20 protein-coding genes are annotated in these 21,091 nt (G+C 69.4%); 17 read left to right on the top strand and 3 right to left on the bottom strand.

The genetic code is table 11. The features are described from left to right. Nucleotides 1–145: 145 nt before the first annotated feature. The 10 genes from WJ12_RS14575 to WJ12_RS14530 all read left to right on the top strand — a co-directional run bounded on the left by WJ12_RS14575 (nt 146) and on the right by WJ12_RS14530 (nt 9,366). Nucleotides 146–1,270: an MlaE family ABC transporter permease gene (locus WJ12_RS14575; RefSeq protein WP_034189191.1), complete on the top strand. Its 1,125-nt coding sequence runs from the start codon at nt 146–148 to the stop codon at nt 1,268–1,270. Next, nucleotides 1,267–2,181 carry an ABC transporter ATP-binding protein gene (locus WJ12_RS14570; protein ID WP_034189192.1) on the top strand — a complete coding sequence of 305 codons (915 nt, stop codon included), beginning with the start codon at nt 1,267–1,269 and terminating at the stop codon, nt 2,179–2,181. The genes WJ12_RS14575 and WJ12_RS14570 overlap by 4 nt, the downstream gene beginning before the upstream one ends. A gap of 24 nt (nt 2,182–2,205) precedes the next feature. Beyond that, nucleotides 2,206–3,135 carry an MlaD family protein gene (locus WJ12_RS14565; RefSeq protein WP_034189193.1) on the top strand — a complete coding sequence of 310 codons (930 nt, stop codon included), beginning with the start codon at nt 2,206–2,208 and terminating at the stop codon, nt 3,133–3,135. A 68-nt stretch (nt 3,136–3,203) separates the two neighbouring features. After that, on the top strand, nt 3,204–3,842 hold the full coding sequence (locus WJ12_RS14560) for an ABC-type transport auxiliary lipoprotein family protein (RefSeq protein WP_407056605.1): 639 nt from the start codon (nt 3,204–3,206) through the stop codon (nt 3,840–3,842). Between the two features lie 19 nt (nt 3,843–3,861). Next, complete coding sequence (locus tag WJ12_RS14555) at nt 3,862–5,013, top strand: VanZ family protein (RefSeq protein ID WP_059558807.1); 1,152 nt, start codon at nt 3,862–3,864, stop codon at nt 5,011–5,013. Nucleotides 5,014–5,167: 154 nt separating this feature from the next. Then, on the top strand, nt 5,168–5,485 hold the full coding sequence (locus WJ12_RS14550) for a (2Fe-2S) ferredoxin domain-containing protein (protein ID WP_011694422.1): 318 nt from the start codon (nt 5,168–5,170) through the stop codon (nt 5,483–5,485). Nucleotides 5,486–5,498: 13 nt separating this feature from the next. After that, nucleotides 5,499–6,143 (top strand): alpha/beta hydrolase, encoded by a 645-nt coding sequence (locus tag WJ12_RS14545; RefSeq protein WP_049032355.1) that lies wholly within the window; start codon nt 5,499–5,501, stop codon nt 6,141–6,143. 629 nt (nt 6,144–6,772) lie between these two features. Next, on the top strand, nt 6,773–8,083 hold the full coding sequence (locus WJ12_RS14540; protein WP_034189196.1) for a D-alanyl-D-alanine carboxypeptidase family protein: 1,311 nt from the start codon (nt 6,773–6,775) through the stop codon (nt 8,081–8,083). Nucleotides 8,084–8,131: 48 nt separating this feature from the next. Further along, nucleotides 8,132–9,058, top strand: a complete 927-nt coding sequence (locus WJ12_RS14535; RefSeq protein WP_034189197.1) for a D-amino acid aminotransferase — start codon at nt 8,132–8,134, stop codon at nt 9,056–9,058. Then, nucleotides 9,058–9,366, top strand: a complete 309-nt coding sequence (locus WJ12_RS14530; RefSeq protein WP_034189198.1) for an HP0495 family protein — start codon at nt 9,058–9,060, stop codon at nt 9,364–9,366. Before WJ12_RS14535 ends, WJ12_RS14530 begins: the two co-directional genes overlap by 1 nt. On the opposite strand, the gene WJ12_RS14525 is transcribed toward WJ12_RS14530, so the two are convergent. Next, complete coding sequence (locus WJ12_RS14525; RefSeq protein WP_034189199.1) at nt 9,363–10,355, bottom strand: transcriptional regulator GcvA; 993 nt, start codon at nt 10,353–10,355, stop codon at nt 9,363–9,365. The genes WJ12_RS14530 and WJ12_RS14525 overlap by 4 nt on opposite strands. A 102-nt stretch (nt 10,356–10,457) precedes the next feature. Between WJ12_RS14525 and WJ12_RS14520 the strand changes: the two genes are divergently transcribed. From WJ12_RS14520 to WJ12_RS14495, 6 genes are all read left to right on the top strand, one after another. After that, complete coding sequence (locus WJ12_RS14520; RefSeq protein WP_034189295.1) at nt 10,458–10,784, top strand: DUF2917 domain-containing protein; 327 nt, start codon at nt 10,458–10,460, stop codon at nt 10,782–10,784. Between the two features lie 84 nt (nt 10,785–10,868). Next, complete coding sequence (gene lipB / locus WJ12_RS14515; protein ID WP_034189200.1) at nt 10,869–11,615, top strand: lipoyl(octanoyl) transferase LipB; 747 nt, start codon at nt 10,869–10,871, stop codon at nt 11,613–11,615. Next, nucleotides 11,608–12,600, top strand: coding sequence for a lipoyl synthase (lipA, locus tag WJ12_RS14510; protein WP_069245712.1), 993 nt, complete (start codon nt 11,608–11,610; stop codon nt 12,598–12,600). The genes lipB and lipA overlap by 8 nt, the downstream gene beginning before the upstream one ends. Nucleotides 12,601–12,852: 252 nt before the next feature. Further along, nucleotides 12,853–13,869, top strand: a complete 1,017-nt coding sequence (gene tauA / locus WJ12_RS14505) for a taurine ABC transporter substrate-binding protein (RefSeq protein WP_059558804.1) — start codon at nt 12,853–12,855, stop codon at nt 13,867–13,869. Between the two features lie 28 nt (nt 13,870–13,897). Next, nucleotides 13,898–14,695, top strand: coding sequence for a taurine ABC transporter ATP-binding protein (locus tag WJ12_RS14500; RefSeq protein ID WP_034189203.1), 798 nt, complete (start codon nt 13,898–13,900; stop codon nt 14,693–14,695). Next, complete coding sequence (locus tag WJ12_RS14495) at nt 14,692–15,657, top strand: ABC transporter permease subunit (RefSeq protein WP_069245711.1); 966 nt, start codon at nt 14,692–14,694, stop codon at nt 15,655–15,657. Before WJ12_RS14500 ends, WJ12_RS14495 begins: the two co-directional genes overlap by 4 nt. 233 nt (nt 15,658–15,890) lie before the next feature. Here the strand turns inward: WJ12_RS14495 and ggt are convergent, their stop codons facing one another. Together ggt and WJ12_RS14485 are read right to left on the bottom strand one after the other, a co-directional pair. Next, nucleotides 15,891–17,765: a gamma-glutamyltransferase gene (gene ggt, locus WJ12_RS14490; protein ID WP_059558799.1), complete on the bottom strand. Its 1,875-nt coding sequence runs from the start codon at nt 17,763–17,765 to the stop codon at nt 15,891–15,893. Between the two features lie 70 nt (nt 17,766–17,835). Next, nucleotides 17,836–18,798 carry a LysR family transcriptional regulator gene (locus WJ12_RS14485; protein ID WP_049030921.1) on the bottom strand — a complete coding sequence of 321 codons (963 nt, stop codon included), beginning with the start codon at nt 18,796–18,798 and terminating at the stop codon, nt 17,836–17,838. Nucleotides 18,799–18,946: 148 nt separating this feature from the next. Between WJ12_RS14485 and WJ12_RS14480 the strand changes: the two genes are divergently transcribed. Further along, nucleotides 18,947–21,073, top strand: coding sequence for a 3-hydroxyacyl-CoA dehydrogenase NAD-binding domain-containing protein (locus tag WJ12_RS14480; protein WP_059558796.1), 2,127 nt, complete (start codon nt 18,947–18,949; stop codon nt 21,071–21,073). Nucleotides 21,074–21,091: the final 18 nt, after the last annotated feature.

Genomic DNA, 21,091 nt, shown 5'->3' with positions numbered 1-21,091 from the left:
GCGGCAGACGGTGGCGCCGGGCTGGCCCGGACCGGGCGGCCGCGGCGGGGCGACCCCGCCCGGCGCCGCCGCGGAAATCGTCACGTCGCGGCATCGGGCGGTTCGCTACAATGGCCGCTGTCATCCTTTTGCAAACAACCTGCCCTTGGACTTCGAGACTCCTCCCGGCCTCTCGGTCGACGCCGGCGGCCAGGGCCAGACGGTGCGCCTGTACGGCCAGTGGACCGCGCTCGCGCTCGCGCGCAATCGCGGCGCCGTGGCGCGCCGCATCGCGGGCATCGCCACCGGCCGCGTGAGCGAATGGGATCTGTCCGGCATCGAGCGGCTCGACCATGTCGGCGGCCAGGCGCTGTGGCGCGTATGGGGGCGCAAGCTGCCGGCCGGCGTCGCGCTGAGCGCCACGCAGCGCACGATCTTCGAGCGCATCGAACGGCTCGACAGCGGCCGCGAGGCGCCGGAGCGGCTCGTGCGCGTCGATCCCGTCACGCGGCTCGGCCAGGCGATCTTCGCGTTCGGCGAGCACCTGCAGGGCGGCATCGCGATGTTCGGCCTCGTGATCCTCGATGCGCTGTCGGTGCTGCGCCGCCCGCGGACGATGCCGTGGAAGGAAACCTCGGCGAACATCTACAGCGCCGGCGCGCAGGCGCTGCCAATCACCGCGCTCGTCGCGTTCCTGATCGGCATCGTGCTCAGCTACCTGTCCGCGCAGCAGCTGCAGATGTTCGGCGCGAACCGCTACATCGTGAACATCCTCGGGCTGTCGGTGATCCGCGAGCTCGGCCCCGTGCTGTCGGCGATCCTCGTCGCGGGCCGTTCGGGCTCGGCGATCACCGCGCAGATCGGCGTGATGCGCGTGACCGAGGAGCTCGACGCGATGCGCGTGATGGGCATCCCGCACGGGCTGCGGCTGATCCTGCCGCGCGTGCTCGCGCTCGGCATCGCGATGCCGCTGCTCGTGATGTGGACCAACATCATCGCGCTGACGGGCGGCGCGTTGGCCGCGAAGCTCGTGCTCGGGATCGACGTCAACTATTTCGTGCGCTCGCTGCCGGGCGTCGTGCCGATCGCGAACCTGTACATCGGCGTCGGCAAGGGCGTCGTGTTCGGCATGCTGATCGCACTGGTCGCGTGCCATTTCGGCTTCCGGATCAAGGCGAACTCGCAGAGCCTCGGCGAAGGCACGACCACGTCGGTCGTGTCGTCGATCACGGTCGTGATCCTCGCCGACGCGGTGTTCGCGATCCTGTTCCAGAACGTGGGGCTCGGATGAACGCATCGAACGAAACGACCGCGCATGCGGCGGCCATCGGCGCCGGGTCGGTCGGCCCGCGGCCGGCCGGGGAGGCCGACGCCGGCGACCTCGTGATCGAGGTGCGCAACCTGACCAAGCGCTACGGGCGCAACATCATTCACCAGAAGCTCGACTTCGATGTGCGGCGCGGCGAGATCGTGTCGATCGTCGGCGGCTCGGGCTCCGGCAAGACGACGCTCGTGCGGCAGATCCTTGGCCTCGAGCGGCCGACGTCGGGCACGATCAAGGTATTCGGCGAGGATACGGCGACGATCGACGACGCGAGCGCGCGGATGATGCGCACGCGCTCGGGGATGCTGTTCCAGCAGGGCGCGCTGTTCTCGTCGATGACGGTGTTCGACAACGTCGCGCAGCCGCTGCGCGAGCTCGGCCGCGTGCCGCCGGACCTGCTGCACGACATCGTGATGCTGAAGCTCGAGATGGTCGGCCTGCCGTGCAAGCACGCGTCCAAGATGCCGGCCGCGCTGTCGGGCGGGATGGTGAAGCGGGTCGGCATCGCGCGCGCGATCGCGCTCGAGCCCGAGCTGCTGTTCCTCGACGAGCCGACGGCCGGCCTCGATCCGCAGGCGTCGGACGAATTCGTCGAACTGATCGCGACGCTGCACCGCACGCTGGGGCTGACCGTCGTGATGGTGACGCACGATCTCGACACGATGGTCGCGCTGTCGACCCGCGTCGCGGTGCTGGCCGACCGCAAGGTGCTGGTCGCCGCGCCTGTCGAGGAGGCCGCGAACGTCGACCATCCGTTCATTCACGAATATTTCCTGGGGCTGCGCGGGCGCCGCGCATTGCAGGCGCTGCCGCCCGAGCGGCGCGCGAAGCTGCCGAAGGCGGCCCTCGAACCGGCGCTGTCGAGCGTCGAGTTGTAACAGGCAAGGACAAGGAACCCTCTGATGGAAAACAAATCACATGCGTTCTGGGCCGGCCTGTTCACGATCGCGCTGACGCTCGCGATCGCGGGCACCGTGTTCTGGTTCAACGTCGACCGCACCGTGCGCGTGCCGTACGACCTGCTCGCGCGCACCAATGTGACGGGGCTGTTCCCGGACGCGGCCGTGCGTTTTCGCGGCCTCGACGTCGGCAAGGTGCAGTCGATCGGTTTCGACCGCACGCATCCGGGCCAGATCCGGATCCGCATCCTCGTCGACCACGACGCGCCGATCACGCAGTCGACCTACGGCAGCCTCGGCTTCCAGGGGGTGACGGGCATCGCGTTCGTGCAGCTCGAGGATACGGGGCGCGACCTGGCGCCGCTGCCGTCGTCGGCGAAGTCGATCGCGCAGATCCCGATGCGGCCGAGCCTGTTCGACCAGATCCAGGAGCGCGGCGACGTGCTGCTGCGCCAGCTCGAGCTGGCGGCCAAGAGCGCGAACGCGCTGATGTCGCCCGAGATGCGCGAGCAGTTGCGTGCGACGGCAGAGAGCCTGCAGCACGCGGCCGACGGCGCGGCGACGCTGACGAAGCAGCTCGGTCCGGCGGTCACCGCGCTGCCGGAGACGATGCACGAGGTGAATCGCGCGATGGCGTCGGCGAACACGCTGCTGCAGCCGAACGGGCCGCTCGTGTCGAACCTGAACAAGGCCGGTACGGCCGCCGAGCAGGTCGGCGTCGCGCTGAACGACTTGAACGCGCGCGTGCAGTACGACACGCTGCCGCGCTTCAATTCGCTGGCCGGCAGCGTCGGCGACGCGTCGCGGCAATTGAAGGACGTGGCCGGTGAACTCGGCCGCAACCCGCGCAGTCTGTTGTTCGGTTCGCCCGGCGCGGCGCCGGGGCCCGGCGAAGCGGGCTTCGTCTGGCCCGGTGCGACCGCCGGGAAATGAAGCGCGCATCCATCGACCGTCCGGCCGGAAACGGCCGGGCCATGACGCCTATCGAAACCGGAAACCTCATGCAGGAACATGCCATGCCACGAATCCTTGACCGCGCGCTGCGTCCCGCCGCGGCCGCGCTTGCCGTGCTGACGCTCGCGCTGGCGGCCGGCTGCGCCGGCAACAGCGCGGTGCTGTCGAATGTTCGCTACGACCTCGGACCACCGTCGTCGGTCGTGACGGCCGGTTCGGGCCCCGCGCTGAAGGTGCTCGACGTCGTCGCGCCCGACGCGCTCGACTCGGACAAGTTCGCGTACCGCCTTGCCTACGCGGATGCGCAGCACGTGGCCGCCTATCGTGACAGTCGCTGGACCGCGCCGCCCGCGCAACTGCTCACGCAGCGGCTGCGCGGCGCGCTGTCGTCGCGCGGCGCGGTGCTCGAGGGGGCCGACGGCGTGCGCGCGCCGACCCTCAAGGTCGACCTGAACGAATTCGAACAGGTGTTCGACGGGCAGTCGCAGAGCCACGGCGCGGTGACCGCGCGCGCGACGCTGACGCTCGACGGCAAGGTGCTCGGCCAGCGCACGTTCGTCGCGCGGGCACCGTCGAGCACGCCGGACGCCGCAGGCGGCGCGCGCGCGCTCGCGGCGGCGAGCGACGAGCTCGTGTCGCAGATCGCCGCATGGGCCGGCATGCAGGCGTACGCGGGCACGCCGTGACGCGACCCGCGCAGCCGCGATGAACGCGGCCGGCACGCATCGCGCATCGCCGCTCGCGCGGCAGGCCTTCGCCGCTTACGCGGCGCTCGTCGTCTACGCGTCGCTGTATCCGTTCGACGGCTGGGTGTCGCTCGGCATCGGGCCGTTCGATTACCTGTTCGCACCGATGCAGCGCTACGTGACCGCCTTCGACGTGGTCACGAACGTGCTCGGCTATCTGCCGTTCGGCGCGCTCGGCGTGCTCGCGCTGCACCCGCGCTGGCGCGGCGTGGCCGCGACGCTGATCGCGGGTGCGCTCGGCGTGCTGCTGTCCGGTTCGATGGAAGCGCTGCAGACCTACCTGCCGACGCGCGTCGCGTCGAATCTCGATCTCGGCGCCAACGCGCTCGGCGCATTGCTGGGCGCGGCGCTCGTCGCGCCGGCCACGGGCGCGCTGCTCGACCGCGGCGCGCTGCGCCGGCTGCGTTTCGCGTGGTTCGAGGCCGACGGCGCGACACCGCTGCTGCTGGCCGCGCTGTGGCCGTTCGCGATCCTGTTTCCGTCGCCGTTCCTGTTCGGCATCGGCGACTGGCCGGCCGCGCTGTGGGAACGCGCCGACGCGTCGATGCAGGACGCGCTGCTCGCGTGGCTGCCGGCCGCGTGGCGCGTCAGCGAATGGCCGGAGCGGGTCGACGGCTGGCTGTCCGATTCCGCGTGGGAGGCCGTGCTCGGCGGGCTGATGCTGTTCGCCGCGCTGGCGATCGCGTCGCTCGCGATGCGGCCGCGCGCGCCGCGCATCCGGCTGCTGGTCGCGCTGGTCGTCGTCACGCTCGTGCTGAAGGCGGCCGCGACGTTCATGCAGTCGGCCACCGGCCTCGTCGTCGTGTGGGCGACGCCCGGCGCGCGGCTCGGCATCGAGCTCGGCTTCGCCGCCGCGCTCGTCGCGCTGCGCGTGCCGCAGACCTGGCGCGCGGCGCTCGCGGCGCTGGCGCTGCTGGCCGGCGTGGCGCTCGTGAACCTGCTGCCGGTCAACCCGTTCTTCGACTTCACGCTGTCGGGCTGGCGGCAGGGCCGCTACGTGCACTTCAACAGCATCGCGCGCTGGCTCGCATGGATCTGGCCCTACGCGGCGCTGATCTGGCTCGGCCAGCGCGTCGAGCATGCGTGGCTGCCGGGCGCGCTGCGCCGCTGACCGGGCCGCCGGGGTGGGGCGGCAGCGGCGCTTGCGCGGGCAGCCGCGTGCGCCGGTCGCTATAATCGTCCGCATCCTCCGTTGCCTCCCGCGCAACGGCAATCCATCGCCCTTCTTTTCGGCACGGCGTCGCGCCGGGCCGCTCGTCACCACCATGGATTCCTACTACCAGCACCACGTCTTCTTCTGCCTGAACCAGCGCGAACCGGGCGCCGAACGTCCGAGCTGCGCGCAATGCGATGCGCAGACCATGCAGGAGTACGCGAAAAAGCGCGTGAAGGAACTCGGCCTCGCGGGGCCCGGCAAGGTTCGCATCAACAAGGCCGGCTGCCTCGACCGCTGCGAGGAAGGGCCCGTGATGGTCGTGTATCCGGAAGGCACGTGGTACACGTACGTCGACCAGGCCGACATCGACGAGATCGTCGAATCGCACCTGCGCGACGGCAAGGTCGTCGACCGCCTGAAGATCTGAGCGGGCCGGCCGAATGAACGTACATACGCAGAAATCGCTGATCGCGGGTCCGGTCGGGCAGATCGAAATCGCGGTCGACCTGCCGGATGCCGTGCGCGAAAGCGGCGCCGCGCCGCGCGGCATCGCGCTCGTCGCCCATCCGCATCCGCTGTTCGGCGGCACGATGGACAACAAGGTCGCGCAGACGCTCGCGCGCACGCTCGTGCAGCTGAACTACGTCGTCTACCGGTCGAACTTCCGCGGCGTCGGCGCCACCGAAGGCGTGCACGACAACGGCGCCGGCGAAGCCGACGACCTGCTCGCGGTGCTCGCGCACATGCGCGCGCAGCCCGCGTACGCGGACCTGCCGCTCGTGCTCGCGGGCTTCTCGTTCGGCACCTTCGTGCTGTCGCACGTCGCGAAGCGGCTGCGCGACGCGGGCGAGTCGATCGAGCGGATGGTGTTCGTCGGCACGGCCGCGAGCCGCTGGCAGGTGGCCGACGTGCCCGAGAACACGCTCGTGATCCACGGCGAAACCGACGACACGGTGCCGATCGCGTCGGTGTACGACTGGGCGCGGCCGCAGGAGCTGCCGGTCGTCGTGATCCCCGGCGCCGAGCATTTCCTGCATCGCAAGCTGCACGTGCTGAAGCGCATCATCGTCGACGCGTGGCGGTAACCGGCGCCCGCGCGCGGGGGTGACGGCCGCAGGCCGGTGCCCGCAGCGCGTGCCCGCGCTTGCCGCGGGCGCGACCCGCCCGCGCGGCATCGCGCCGCACGCGGCGCTCGCTTCGACTTGCACGCCGCCTGCACGCGCCTTTCGACGGGCTTCACGCGCGATCGCCTACGGCAGCTGCCCGAGGCCGAGGCGCGCTGTCCGCCGACGGGTCGGGGCTCGACTTCCGCCGCCCTCGATGTGCCGTCTTTTCGCATCCGTGGCGGCATCGCCTGGCGCCCCGGCGCGGCCGGGCGGTGCGCCGGTTTGCGCGATGCCGCGAGCGCGAGTCGGCCGGGACATCGACACCGTTTCGCACCGAACGCGACACAAGGTTCGCGAAAACGCCCTGCGCGGCCACGTATAATGGCCGGATTCCGCGTCGCCCGCGGCCCGGCTGGGCCCATGCGGCGCTCGTTTCGCCGCCTGTCCGCCCGCTCGCGACGGCCGCGAACCGAACGCGTCCGCACGAGTCCAACCGGCGCGTTTCGCGCCGCCCGACGCTGTCGGGCGCGTGCCCGGAACGCCCGCCGCCTTGCCGTTCAACCCTGCGCGTTTCGCACCGCACTTTCTGCCATCAGCCTGAATCGATCATGCGTCTGTCTTCCCAAGGCCTCAAGTCCCTCGCTTCCTCCATCGCCTTCGGCACCGCCGCGCGCAACGTCGCGCTCGGCGTGATGCTGCCTGTCGCGCTCGCATCGACGATCGTCGTCGCCGAGGCGAAACCGGCCGCCAAGGCCAAGGCCGCGCATGCGGCGCCGGCCGCCGAGCAGTTCACCGGCGCGCCCGCGACCTACATGCCGGGCGCGGTGCCGCCGCCGGGCGTGAACGCGCGCTCGTGGGTGCTCGTCGACGCGACCAGCAACACGGTGCTCGCATCGGGCAATGCGGACGAACGCGTCGAGCCGGCCTCGCTGACGAAGCTGATGACCGCGTACCTCGTGTTCGAGGCGCTCGACAAGAAGAAGATCTCGATGGAACAGATCGTCACGCCGAGCGACGCCGTGCGCCGCGTCGGCCGCGACGAGTCGCGCATGTTCATCGAGGCGAACAAGCCGGTGTCCGTGCATGACCTCGTGTACGGGATGATCATCCAGTCGGGCAACGACGCCGCGATCGCGCTGGCCGAACTCGTCGGCGGCAGCGAAGGGCAGTTCGTCACGCTGATGAACGACGAAGCGCAGCGCCTCGGCATGAAGGGCACGCACTTCGCCGACGTGAACGGCATGCCCGACCCGAACCACTACACGACGGCCGGCGACCTCGCGAAGCTGTCCGCGCACCTGATCCGCGATTTTCCGCAGTACTACAGCATCTTCTCGGAGAAGGAATTCAAGTACAACAACATCCGCCAGGGCAACCGCAACCGCCTGCTGTGGCTGGATCCGACGGTCGACGGCCTGAAGACGGGCCATACGCAGGCGGCCGGCTACTGCCTGATCGCATCGGCGAAGCGCGCGATTCCGGGCGTCGACGGCCAGCGCCGCCTGGTGTCGGTGATGATGGGCGAGCAGAAGGAAGGCGAGCGCACGCAGGACAGCATGAAGATGCTGAACTACGGCTACAGCGCGTTCGATTCGGTGCGCCTGTTCAAGGGCGGCCAGGCGATCTCGACGCCGCGCCTCTACAAGGGCAAGGAAAACACCGTGCAGGTCGGCGTGAAGAGCGACCAGTGGGCGACCGTGCCGCGCGGCCTTGGCGACAAGGTCAAGACGGAGGTCGACGTCAACGCGCCGCTGATCGCGCCGCTCGCGGAAGGCCAGCAGGTCGGCACCGTGAAGATCGTCGCCGACGGCAAGACGCTGTCCGAATTCCCGGTCGTCGCACTGCAGGCGGTGCCGGAAGCGGGTATCTTCGGGCGTATCTGGGACTCGATCCTGCTGATGTTCAGCAAGAAGAAGTAAGCCCGACGGGCCTTTGTTTTCACGACTTCATCCCCATCTGTCATCACTATGAGCCAAGCCGAATTCGAACCGATCGTCTACCTCAGCGTTGCGTCGCAGGAGGAACTGGTGCCGCTGTCCGAAGCCCGTGTGCCGGTGCTCGACCGCGGGTTCATCTTCGGCGACGGCGTGTATGAAGTCGTGCCCGTTTATGCGCACGACGGCGCGCACGTGCCGTTCCGGATCGATCAGCATCTGGAGCGGCTCGCGCGCAGCCTGAAGAAGATCGGCATCGACGATCCGCACGACGCGGCCGGCTGGCGCGCGCTGATCGAGCGCGTGGTCGCGGCGAATGCCGAAGGCCTCGGCGACGGCAACGCGCTCGTCTACCTGCAGGTGACGCGCGGCGTCGCGAAGCGCGGCCATGCGTTCCCGGCGAACGCGGTGCCGACGGTGTTCGCGATGACGAGCCCGCTGCGCCTGCCGTCGGAAGAGGAGCGCGCGAAGGGCGTGCGCTGCGTGACGGCCGAGGATCGCCGCTGGCTGCATTGCGACATCAAGTCGATCTCGCTGCTCGGCAACGTGCTGATGGCGCAGCATGCGGCGGAGCGCGACGCGTTCGAGACGCTGCAGCTGCGCGACGGCAACCTGACCGAAGGTTCGTCGTCGAACGTGTGGATCGTGAAGAACGGCGAGCTGATCGCACCGCCGCGCAGCAACAAGATCCTCGAAGGGATCCGCTACGCGCTGGTCGAGCAGCTGGCCGACGAATGCAAGATCCCGTTCGTCGCGCGCGAGATCAGCGAAGTGGAGTTGCGCGCGGCCGACGAGATCATGATCACGTCGGCCACGAAGGAAGTGCTGCCCGTCACGTTGCTCGACGACCTGCCTGTCCAGGGCGGCAAGCCGGGCCCCGTGTTCGCGGCGTTGTACGACGCGTACCAGCGTGCGAAGGCACGCGAGTTTGAACAGTTTGACCTAACCCGGAGAAAGTGATGAGCGAACCGACCAAAACCATCGAGGTGACCGGCGCGATCGATACCCGGAAGGAGTCGCTGCTGGAGTTTCCGTGCGATTTCCCGATCAAGATCATGGGCAAGGCGCATCCGGAGTTCAAGGACACGATCTTCAAGGTCGTGGCCGTTCACGACAACGAGATCGATGTCGAGAAGATCGAGGAGCGCGCGTCGAGCGGCGGCAATTACACGGGCCTCACGATCACCGTGCGCGCGACGAGCCAGGAACAGCTCGACAGCATCTACCGCGCACTGACCGGCCATCCGATGGTCAAGGTCGTCCTTTAAGCGCCTTCCAGCCGCCTGAGCGCTTTCCATCCTCCTTCCCGCGCGCACTCGGCGGGGGTCTTCCCCGCCGCGCGCCGCGCGTCCAGCTCGTCGCACAGCCGCTTGTATTCCACGACCTGCTCGAACAGCCAAGTCCTGAACGCCTGCACGCGCGGCGTGTTCAGAAGCGGCGGCGGGCACACGAAAAAATAGTGCCACGGGCTCTGCCCGTCGATGTCGAACAGGCGCACGATGCGCCCGTCGAGCAGGTCGTGTACCGCGAGCGAGCGGCGTACCAGCGCGATGCCCTGGCCGTCGATCGCGGCCAGCAGCAGGTTCGACGAATCCTGGTACAGCACCCCCCGTTTCGGCTCGGTCAGCGTATCGAGCCCGGCCGCGTCGAACCACGGCCGCCACAGCTCGTCGTCCGAGCGCAGCAGGTTGTAGTGGACGAGATCGGCGGGCGTTTGCGGCAGCTTGCCGCCGTTCAGCGTCGGCGCACAGGCCGGAAAGAACACCTCCTCGAACAGCGGCTCGACGTGCAGCCCCGGATAGGTGCCGGAGCCGAAGCGGATCGCGAGGTCGACGTCGTCGCGCGCGAAATCGGTGAGCGAGTTGGTCGACTGCAGCTCGACGTCGATTTCCGGATGCCGCTCGATGAACGAGCCGATGCGCGGCGTGATGAAGCGCGCAGCGAACGACGACAGCATCGACACGACGAGCCGCCGGTCGCGGTCGCTCGAGCGCACCTCGCGCGTCGCGTCCGCGATCACCATCAGCGCGGTGCGGATCTGCTGCGCGTAGCGCATGCCGGCGTCGGTCAGGCACAGCCGCTTGCCGTTGCGTGTGAACAGCTGCACGCCGAGCTCCTCCTCGAGTGCGCGAACCTGATGGCTGACCGCGCCGTGCGTGACGTACAGCTCGTCGGCGGCGCGCGAGAAATTCTCGTGACGGGCGGCGGCTTCGAACGCGCGAATCGCGTTCAGCGCAGGCAGCTGGCGGAGGTCCATTTGCTAATTTTCCTCACATCGACGTGAAAATTGGTCGTTTTGTCGGACGCCTTGAAGTGTCTACGATTGTAGCCATCGAAGCACTTATTGGCGGAGTCGATCATGCAAGAAATCTCTTCAAGCATCACGTTCGAAATCCCGGCGGGCGAAACCGTACCGATGAAGGTACAACGCAGCACGCGGCTGATCGTTCAATGCGGGCCGGTCTGGGCCACGCGCAGCAACGACGTCGACGACTATTTCCTGGTCGACGGCGAGACGCTGAAGCTGCGCCGCGGCGAGCGGCTGTGGCTCAGCGCGGAAGGCCGCGAGGGCGCGTGCGTCGCGTTCTCGGTGTCGCGGCCGCCCCGGGAGGTCGCGCTCGGCGGGCTGGCACGGCTGCGCGAACGCGTGAGCGCGCTGTTCCACGACGGCTGGCGCACGGTCTGACCTGCATGTCGTCCGACGGATACCGGCGATCCGTCCCCGTCCCAAGGCCGGCGAGACCCATGGGTTTTCGGTAAACTACCGCCCATGTCCGTTTCGCCGGTTTCCATCGTGTCCACCCCTGTCGCCGTTTCCGTATCGCCCGCCGATTCCCCGGCCCAGCCGGTCACCGTGCGCTGGCGAGGCCTCGAGGCCTACGAGACGAGCTTCGACGCGATGCGCGCGTTCACCGACGCGCGTACGGCCGATACCGGCGACGAGATCTGGGTGGTCGAGCATTCGCCCGTCTACACGCTCGGCCAGGCCGGCGACCCGGCCCACCTGCTGGTGGCCGACAGCGGCGTGCCGCTTGTGAAGGTCGACCGCGGCGGACAAATCACCTACCACGGCCCCGGCCAGATCGTCGTCTACCTGCTGCTGGACCTGCGCCGGCGCAAGCTGATGGTGCGCACGCTCGTGACGAAGATCGAGGAGGCCGTGATCGAAACCCTCGCGGCGTATAATCTCGCTTCGGTCCGCAAGGCGGGCGCGCCGGGGATCTACGTGGCATCCGGCGTGCACGAGGGCGCGAAAATCGCGGCCCTCGGCCTGAAGATCCGCAACGGCTGCAGCTATCACGGGCTCAGCCTGAACGTGAAGATGGATCTGCGCCCGTTTCTTGCGATCAACCCGTGCGGCTATGCCGGACTGGAAACCGTCGACATGGCGAGCCTCGAGGTTGCCGCCGACTGGAACGACGTCGCGCACACGCTGGTGCGCCGTCTGATCGCCAACCTCGACGGCGCATCCGCGGCCGCCGACAAGCCGCAGGCACTGGAACAATCGAATGACTGACGTTACCGCTTCTCCCGCACCGGCCGATTCGGCCGCCACCGCTGCCTACGATCCGACCACCAAGCAGAAGGCGCAGGCGAAGACGGCGCGCATCCCGATCAAGGTCATTCCGATCGAGAAGCTGAAGAAGCCCGAGTGGATCCGCGTGAAGGCGGCCACCGGCAGCTCGCGCTTCAACGAGATCAAGACGATCCTGCGCGAGCACAACCTGCACACCGTGTGCGAGGAAGCGAGCTGCCCGAACATCGGCGAATGCTTCGGCAAGGGCACCGCGACGTTCATGATCATGGGCGACAAGTGCACGCGCCGCTGCCCGTTCTGCGACGTCGGCCACGGCCGCCCCGATCCGCTCGACGCCGACGAACCGAAGAACCTCGCGCGCACGATCGCCGCGCTGAAGCTCAAGTACGTGGTGATCACGAGCGTCGACCGCGACGACCTGCGCGACGGCGGCGCCGCCCACTTCGTCGAGTGCATCCGCGAAGTGCGCGAGCAGTCGCCGGAAACGCGCATCGAGATCCTGACGCCGGACTTCCGCGGCCGTCTCGACCGCGCGATCTCGATCCTGAACGCCGCACCGCCCGACGTGATGAACCACAACCTCGAAACGGTGCCGCGCCTGTACAAGGAAGCGCGCCCGGGTTCGGACTACGCGCACTCGCTGAAGCTCCTGAAGGACTTCAAGGCGCAGCATCCGGACGTCGCGACGAAGTCGGGCCTGATGGTCGGCCTCGGCGAGACGGAGGAGGAAATCCTGCAGGTGATGCGCGACCTGCGCGCGCACGACGTCGACATGCTGACGATCGGCCAGTACCTGCAGCCGTCCGAGCACCACCTGCCGGTGCGCGCGTACGTGCATCCGGACACGTTCAAGATGTACGAGGAAGAGGCGTACAAGATGGGCTTCACGCACGCGGCCGTCGGCGCGATGGTGCGGTCGAGCTATCACGCCGATCTGCAGGCGCACGGGGCCGGCGTGGTCTGAGCGCCGCGTTCGCGCAGCAGTCTCATGCAGTCGAAAAAAGCCCGCAGCGATGCGGGCTTTTTCGTTGCCGCGCCGGCCGTCCGTGCTGCCGCACGGCAATCGCCACCCGACCGGACACGCGATCCGGTCGAGCGTGGAAAGCAAAGCTGAAACGGCATCGATAGCTTCGCAGGATAAGTTCGCTCCCGCGGCACACAAAGCTCGTAAAGTCGGCTCTCCCGCAGCAATGCCCGCATTCCGAAGGAGAGCCGCATGTCCCGTTTCAGCTTCATCCGCCGCGCCGTCGTCGCGCTGACCGCCTTTGCCGCGCTCGGCGCGGCGCACGCCGAATCGCGCGAAGTCGTGATCGCGTACCAGGACATGGTCGTGCCGTGGCGTTACGCGCAGGCGAGCGGTGAAGTCGAAAAGGCGACCGGCTACAAGGTCACGTTCCGCAAGCTCGACAGCGGCGCCGACGTGATCCGCGCGCTCGCGTCGGGCTCCGTGCAGCTCGGCGAAGCCGGGTCGAGCCCGATCGCCGCCGGTCTGTCGCAGGGGCTCGACATCTCGCTGTTCTGGGTGCTCGACAACATCAACGACGCCGAGGCGCTCGTCGCGCGCAACGGCTCGGGCGTCACGAACGTCGCATCGCTGAAGGGCAAGAAGATCGGTGTGCCGTTCGTATCGACGTCGCACTTCCATACGCTCGTCGCGCTGCAGGCAGCGGGCGTCAATCCGAACGACGTGAAGATCGTCAACCTGCGTCCGCCCGAAGTCGCGGCCGCATGGGCGCGCGGCGACATCGACGCGACCTACATCTGGGATCCGGTGCTCGCGAAGGTCAAGCAGTCGGGCACCGTGCTGACGACGTCGGGCCAGGTTGCGAAAGAAAGTGGCAAGGCGACCTTCGACGGCTTCGTCGTGAGCCGCAAGTTCGCGCGCGAGAATCCCGAGTTCGTCACGCGCTTCGTGAAGGTGCTCGCGGCGGCGGACGCCGACTACCGCACGCATGCGGCGGCATGGAAGGTCGGCTCGCCGCAGGTCGCCGCGGTCGCGAAGGTGTCGGGCGCGAACGCGCAGGACGTGCCGGCGAGCCTCGCGCTCTACGCGTTTCCGACGGCAGCCGAGCAGGCGTCGCCGACGTGGCTCGGCGGCGGCGCGCAATCGGGCGCCGCGAAGTCGCTCGCGGCCACGGCCGCGTTCCTCAAATCGCAGGGCACGATCCAGACGGTGCTGTCCGATTATTCGGCCGGCGTCGATCCGCAGTTCGTGCAGAAGGCCGCGCGCTGAGCGCGGCGATCATCGCGGAGTCCCGAGCATGAGCACGCTGGAAGTCCGTCAGGTATCGGTTGCCTATCCGGGCGAGCGCGGCAGGCCGACGACGCAGGCGCTCGCGCGCGTCGACCTGCGTATCGATGCCGGTGAATTCGTCGTCGCGCTCGGCGCCTCCGGGTGCGGGAAGACGACGCTGCTGAACTGCATGGCCGGCTTCGTCGCGCCGACGACGGGCGACGTGCGCGTCGACGGCGTGCCCGTCACGGGCCCGGGCGCCGATCGCGGCGTCGTGTTCCAGAAATACGCGTTGCTGCCGTGGCTCGACGTGCTCGACAACGTCGCGCTCGGGCTGCGCTTCGCGCGCGTGAAGAAGGCCGAACGCGAGGCGCGGGCGCGACAGATGCTCGCGCTCGTCGGGCTCGACCATCATGCGCATGCGCGCGTGTACGAGCTGTCGGGCGGGATGCAGCAGCGTGTCGGCATCGCGCGTGCGCTCGCGAGCGACCCGCGCGTGCTGCTGATGGACGAGCCGATGGGCGCGCTCGACGCGATGACGCGCGGCTCGATGCAGGCGCTCGTGCTCGACGTGTGGGCGCGTACCGGCAAGACCGTGTTCTTCATCACGCACGATGTCGAGGAGGCGTTGTTTCTCGCGACGCGTCTCGTCGTGATGACACCGGGCCCGGGGCGCATCGCGGAAACCTTCGAGCTGCCGTTCGCGCGTCGCTACGTCGAATCGCGCGATGCGCGCGCGGTGAAGTCGTCGCCGGATTTCATCGCGTGGCGCGAGCGGCTGATCGCGTACCTGCATCGCGACGAGGCCGTCGCGGAGCACGCATGACGAGCGAACTCGCGCGGCACGGCGCGGCCGTCGGGCGCGGCCGGAACAGCACTTTGCACAGGCAGGACAGCATGAGCACGCAGGATTCGTGGGCGGCCGATCGCGCGGCCGCGGGTATCGAGCAGGGCGGTCGCACGGAACACGAGGCGGCGGTGCGTCGTGCGCCGTCGTCGCGCCGCTACCGGCTGCCGGGGGAAGGGAAGACCGCGCGACTGAGCGCGGCGACGGTCGCGGCGCTGGCCGTGCTGTGGTGGGGCGCGACGCATCGCCAATGGCTGCCGCCGCTGTTCCTGCCCGCGCCGGAAGCCGTATGGGCGGCGTTCGTCGATGCGTGGCACGGGCGCATCCAGGGCGGCCTGCCGCTGTCCGACCATCTGCTGTGGAGCGCCGCGCGCGTGTTCGGCGCGTTCCTGCTCGCGACCGCGATCGGCGTGCCGGCCGGCATCCTGATGGGCGTGAGCCGCGTCGCGCGCGGCGTGCTCGATCCGCTGCTGGAGTTCTACCGGCCGCTGCCGCCGCTCGCGTACCTGCCGCTCGTCGTGATCTGGTTCGGCATCGACGAGACGGCGAAGCTCGTCGTGATCTTTCTCGCCTGCTTCGCGCCGATCGCGATGGCCGCACGCGCCGGCGTGCGCGCGGCGACGGTCGAGCAGATCAACGCCGCGTATTCGCTCGGCGGCAGCTTCGCGCAGATCGTGCGCCACGTGGTGCTGCCGGCCGCGCTGCCGGAAATCCTCACCGGGCTGCGGATCGCGATCGGTTTCGGCTGGACGACGCTCGTCGCGGCCGAGATGGTCGCCGCGACGGCCGGGCTCGGGCAGATGGTGCTCAATGCGTCGAGCTTCCTGCGCACCGATATCGTCGTGATGGGCATCCTGATCATCGGCGCGATCGCGTGGCTGTTCGATCTCGCGATGCGGTGGGTCGAGCGGCGCGTCGTGCCGTGGAAGGGGCGCGGCTGAAGCAGCGCGCGGCACGCCCGGATCGGCTGGCGCACGACCGTCAGCGGCCGGGCGTAAGCGGCGGTGAATTCGGCGACGAATGCGTCGCTCGGCAGTCGGGGCACCGACGCGCATCGCCGTACCGGCGATGCCCGCCGCCTGCAATCACGCGCTCATGTTCTGCGCTTGCGCAGGCGCTGCGTCGAGCGAAGCCGCCGGGTCGATCAGCCACGTGAAGTTGTCGCTCATCGCCCTCACTCGCCCATCGCCACCCCTTCCCGACGCGGATCCGCGCCGCCGAACCACACCGTCTGCCCCTGCACGTTCAGCCGCTGGATCCCCTGCAGCCCGGAGTTCATCTCGACGACCTGCACGTCGTGCCCGCGGCCCTTGAGCCCGTCGGCGAGCGCCTCCGACACGCGGCCGCGCTCCAGTTGCGTCGGCCCGTTCATCGACCCGAAGTTCGGCAGCGCGATCGCCTGCTGCATCGTCATGCCCCAGTCGAGCACGCCGACCAGCGTCTTCGCGACGTGGTTGATGATCGCGGGGCCGCCGGCCGAGCCGACGACCATCGTCACCTGTTTCGTCTTCTTGTCGAACACGAGTTCCGGCGACATCGCCGAGCGCGGCCGCTTGCCCGGCTGCACGCGGTTCGCGACCGGCCGGCCGTTGTCGTTCGACACGAACGAGAAATCGGTGAGCTGGTTGTTCAGCATGAAGCCGCGCACCATCAGCCGCGAGCCGAACGCATCCTCGATGCTGGTCGTCATCGACAGCGCCTGGCCGTAGCGGTCGACGATCGCGATGTCGGACGTCGACGGCCGTTCGGGGCTGCGATCGTCGGCCATCGCGAGCGTCGCGCCCTGCGGCGTGCCGGCCTGCGCGACGCCCATGCTGGTGTCGCCGATCAGCCGCGCGCGCTGCGCGAGATAGGTCTTGTCGGTGAGGCTCGCCCAGTTGCCGCCCGGCAGCGGCACGAAATCGGGATCGGCGACGTAACGCGCGCGGTCCGCATACGCGAGGCGGCCGGCCTCGCTGAACAGGTGCGCGGCGAACGGCGTCGGCTCGTAGCCGACATCGTTGCGCACCGGCTTCTGCGCGCCGATCTGCTGCCAGTCGGGCATCGCCTCGAGGATGCCGAGCATCTGCGCGATCGCGAGGCCGCCCGACGACGGCGGCGGCATCCCGCACACCACCGAGCGCCGGTAGTCGGCGCACAGCGGCGTGCGTACCTTCGCCTTGTAGCGCGCGAGATCCTGCAGCGACAGCAGGCCCGGGTTGGTCGGGTGCTTGCGCACCTTCGTGACGATGTCGCGCGCGATCGCGCCGCTGTAGAACGCATTCGCGCCGCGCTCGGCGACCTGACGCAGCACGGTCGCGAGCGCGGGGTTCTTCAGCACCGTGCCGGCCGCCTTCGGCGTGCCGTCGGCGTTGTAGAAGTACGCGCGCGCGGCCGGGTCGTTCTTCAGGTACCGGTCGTTCGCGATCAGCGTCGCGAGCCGCGGGCTGATCGTGAAGCCCCGCTCGGCGAGCCGGATGGCCGGCTGGAACAGCCGGCGCCACGGCAGCTTGCCGTGCGCGCGGTGCGCGGCGTCGAGCATGCGCAGCACGCCCGGCGTGCCGACCGAGCGGCCGCCGACGACACCTTCGTAGAAGCTCATCGGCTGGCCGGTCGGCCCGTAGAACAGCCGGTCGGTCGCGGCGGCCGGCGCGGTCTCGCGGCCGTCGTACGCCTGCGCCGTCTTGCCGTCGAAGTACAGCATGAACGCGCCGCCGCCGATCCCCGACGATTGCGGCTCGACGAGCGCGAGCACCATCTGCGTCGCGATCGCCGCGTCGATCGCGGTGCCGCCGGCCTTCAGCATGTCGTAGCCGGCCTGCGTCGCAAGCGGGTTCGCGGCCGCGATCATGAAGTGCTGCGAGGTCCAGCCCGGCTTGTCGGTCCATCCCGACGACAGTTCGGGCGCGTGAACGCCGGGCAGCGGGACGGCCGCGCCCGATGCGGCGGCGACCGGGACGACGGCGCCCGACGGCGCGGACGGGGACGTGCAGCCGGCGTTGAACGCGACGAGCGCGACGGCGGCAAGCAGCGTCCAGGGACGCGGGTGCGGGCGAATCCGGTCGAACATTGAACCCTCGGCAGCAGTGAATGCGAATGAGGCGACGGCGCCGGCGCAACGCGGCTGCCGGCCCGGCGCGCTATTGTCGCCGCGCCGCCGGCGGATTGTCATCCGACAGAAAACCCTGACGAATCGCGGCGGGCCCGCCCCGGCCGGTCTTTCCGGCCTGTTCGAGGATGAACTCTATGAACGTCGACGTCGCGCGCGTGTGATGCCGGTTCGGCATGTACAGCATGTACATGTGCGTGCCGAAGATGCTGAGCCGGTACGCGTCGAGCGACGTGACGACGGTGCCGCGCCGCATGTCGTCCTGCATCACGTAGTCGGGCACGATGCCGACGCCGATGCCCGCGAGGATCGCCTGGCGCAGGAACAGGAAGTTCTCCGAAATCAACGTGGGTTCGAGCAGCACCTCGTGGCGCTCGTCGCCGAGATACGCGGCGATCCGGAGCTGCCGGCCCATCACCGTCGCGGTGACGACCGGCGCGGCGGCCAGCGCGCCGAGGCTCGACGGCATCCCGTGCGCGGCCGCGAACGCCGGCGACGCGCACGCGACGTAGCGCACCGCGCCCATGTCGCGCGCGACGAGGTTCTGCGGCGGCTCGGACATCACGCGGATCGCGATGTCGACTTCGTCGCGCATCAGGTCTTCGACGCGATTCTCGAACACGACGTCGAGCACGATGCCCGGGTGCAGCCGCTTGAACGCGAGCAGCCAGTCGGACATCACCATCTGCCCGTAGCCGCTCGGCACCGACAGCCGCACGCGGCCCTGCAGGTCCTGGCCGAGCGTCGTCACCGATTCCTGCGCGGCGAGCAGTTCGTTGCGGATGCGCCGGCCGTGCTCGTACAGCTTCAGCCCGATCTCGGTCGGCTCGATACGCCGCGTCGTACGCCGCACCAATTGCTGGCCGATCGAGCGTTCCAGCTGGTTCAGCCGGTAGCTGACGTTCGCGCGGCTCATCTTGAGCCGCTGGGCGGCCTTGCTGAGATTGCCGGCGTCGAGGATCTCGACGAGCAGCGTCAGCGCGTTCAGGTCCATGTTTTCGCTCCTGATCCGTCCCGTTTAACGGTCGGAATGCATCCAGTGTCAAGTCAGACTTGACAGCTTGTAAAGGCAAGAGGGAATTGTCAATGAATCTCGATCAATCGAGAATCGGGTCATGCCTCGTGCACAGACTGGAGACGCCATGAATGCCCCCGCCACCCCCCAAGCCGGCACGGTCACGCGCGAGCGCCGCGACAAGGTGCTCGTCGTCACGATCGACCATCCGCCCGTCAATGCCCTGTCCGCCGACGTGCGGCGCGGCCTGGCCGACGCGATCGACGCCGCGCAGGCCGACGACGCGATCCGCGCGGTGCTGATCGTCGGCGCCGGCCGCAACTTCATCGCGGGCGCCGACATCCGCGAATTCGGCAAGCCGCCGGTGCCGCCGTCGCTCCCCGACGTCTGCGAGCGGATCGAATCGGGCACGAAGCCGGTCGTGGTCGCGCTGCACGGCGCGACGCTCGGCGGCGGCCTCGAAGTCGCGCTCGCCGCGCATTACCGGCTCGCGGTGCCCGGCGCGAAGCTCGGGCTGCCCGAAGTCACGCTCGGCCTGCTGCCCGGCGCGGGCGGCACGCAGCGTGCGCCGCGTCTGATCGGCGCGAAGGCCGCGCTCGACCTGATGCTGACGGGCCGCCATGCGAGCGCCGAGGAAGCGCTCACGCTCGGCCTGGTCGACCGCGTCGCGCACAGCGACGACACGCTCGCCGAAGGGCTCGCCTACGCGCAGGAACTCGTGTCGCTCGGCGCGCCGGTGCGCCGCACGCGCGATGCGCGGGGCCTTGCCGACCGTGCGGCCGCGCAGGCCGCGATCGACGCGGCGCGTGCGGAGTTGCCGAAGAAATCGCGCGGGCTGTTCTCGCCGGCGAAGATCGTCGACGCGGTCGAGGCCGCGCTCACGCAGTCGTTCGACGCGGGGATGAAGTTCGAACGCGGCCTGTTCCTGCAATGCCTCGACAGTCCGCAGCGCGCGGGCCTCGTGCATGCGTTCTTCGCCGAGCGTGAAGCGGCGAAGGCGCCCGAGGCGCGGCGCGCGAGCGCGCGGCCGGTCGAGCGGATCGGCGTGGTCGGCGGCGGCACGATGGGCGCGGGCATCGCGGTCGCGGCGCTCGACGCGGGTTTGCCGGTAACGATGATCGAGCGCGACGAAGCATCGCTCGCGCGCGGCCGTGCGCACGTCGAGAAGGTGTACGACGGCCTCGTCGCGAAAGGGCGCATGACGCCGGCCGCGCACGCGGCGCGGCTCGCGCGCTTCAAGGGCAGCACGTCGTACGACGCGCTCGCGCAGGCCGACGTCGTGATCGAGGCCGTGTTCGAGGACATGGCGGTGAAGCAGGCCGTGTTCGCCGAACTCGCACGCGTGTGCAAGCCGGGCGCGGTGCTCGCGACCAACACGTCGTATCTCGACATCGACGCGCTGGCCGCGAGCATCGACAGGCCGGCCGACGTGATCGGCCTGCATTTCTTCTCGCCGGCCAACGTGATGAAGCTGCTCGAGATCGTCGTGCCGGCGCGCGTGAGCGCGGACGTCGTCGCGACCGCGTTCGCGCTGGCGAAGCAACTCAAGAAGACACCGGTGCGCGCGGGCGTGTGCGACGGCTTCATCGGCAACCGGATCCTCGCCGTCTATCGCACGGCGGCCGACTACCTGATGGAAGACGGTGCGTCGCCGTACCAGATCGATCGCGCGGTGCGCGACTTCGGCTTCCCGATGGGCCCGTTCCAGGTCGTCGACCTCGCGGGCGGCGACATCGGCTGGGCCACCCGCAAGCGCCGCGCGGCGACGCGCGACCCGCGCGCACGCTACGTCGAGATTTCCGACCGGCTGTGCGAGCGCGGCTGGTTCGGGCAGAAGACCGCGCGCGGCTATTACCTGTACCCGGACGGCGCGCGTGTCGGCACGCCGGACCCGGAAGTCGACGCGATCGTCGCGGCCGAGCGTGCGAGGAAGGGCATCACGCCGCGCACGTTCACCGACGACGAAATCCTGCGCCGCTACCTCGCCGCGATGATCAACGAAGGCGCGAACGTCGTGCACGAGAAGATCGCGCTGCGCCCGCTCGACGTCGACGCGGTGTTCCTGTACGGCTATGGCTTCCCGCGCTATCGCGGCGGCCCGATGCACTACGCGGACACGATCGGCCTCGCGAACGTGCTCGCCGATATCCGCGCGTTCGCGAAGGATGATCCGCTGTTCTGGAAGCCGTCGCCGCTGCTCGTCGATCTCGTCGCGCGCGGCGCGGATTTCGCGAGCCTGAACCGCGTCGACTGAACGCCCACCGCATTCGCA

This window comes from Burkholderia seminalis, assembly GCF_001718535.1.
GTDB lineage: Bacteria > Pseudomonadota > Gammaproteobacteria > Burkholderiales > Burkholderiaceae > Burkholderia > Burkholderia seminalis.
This window is presented reverse-complemented; position numbering and strand designations above follow the sequence as displayed.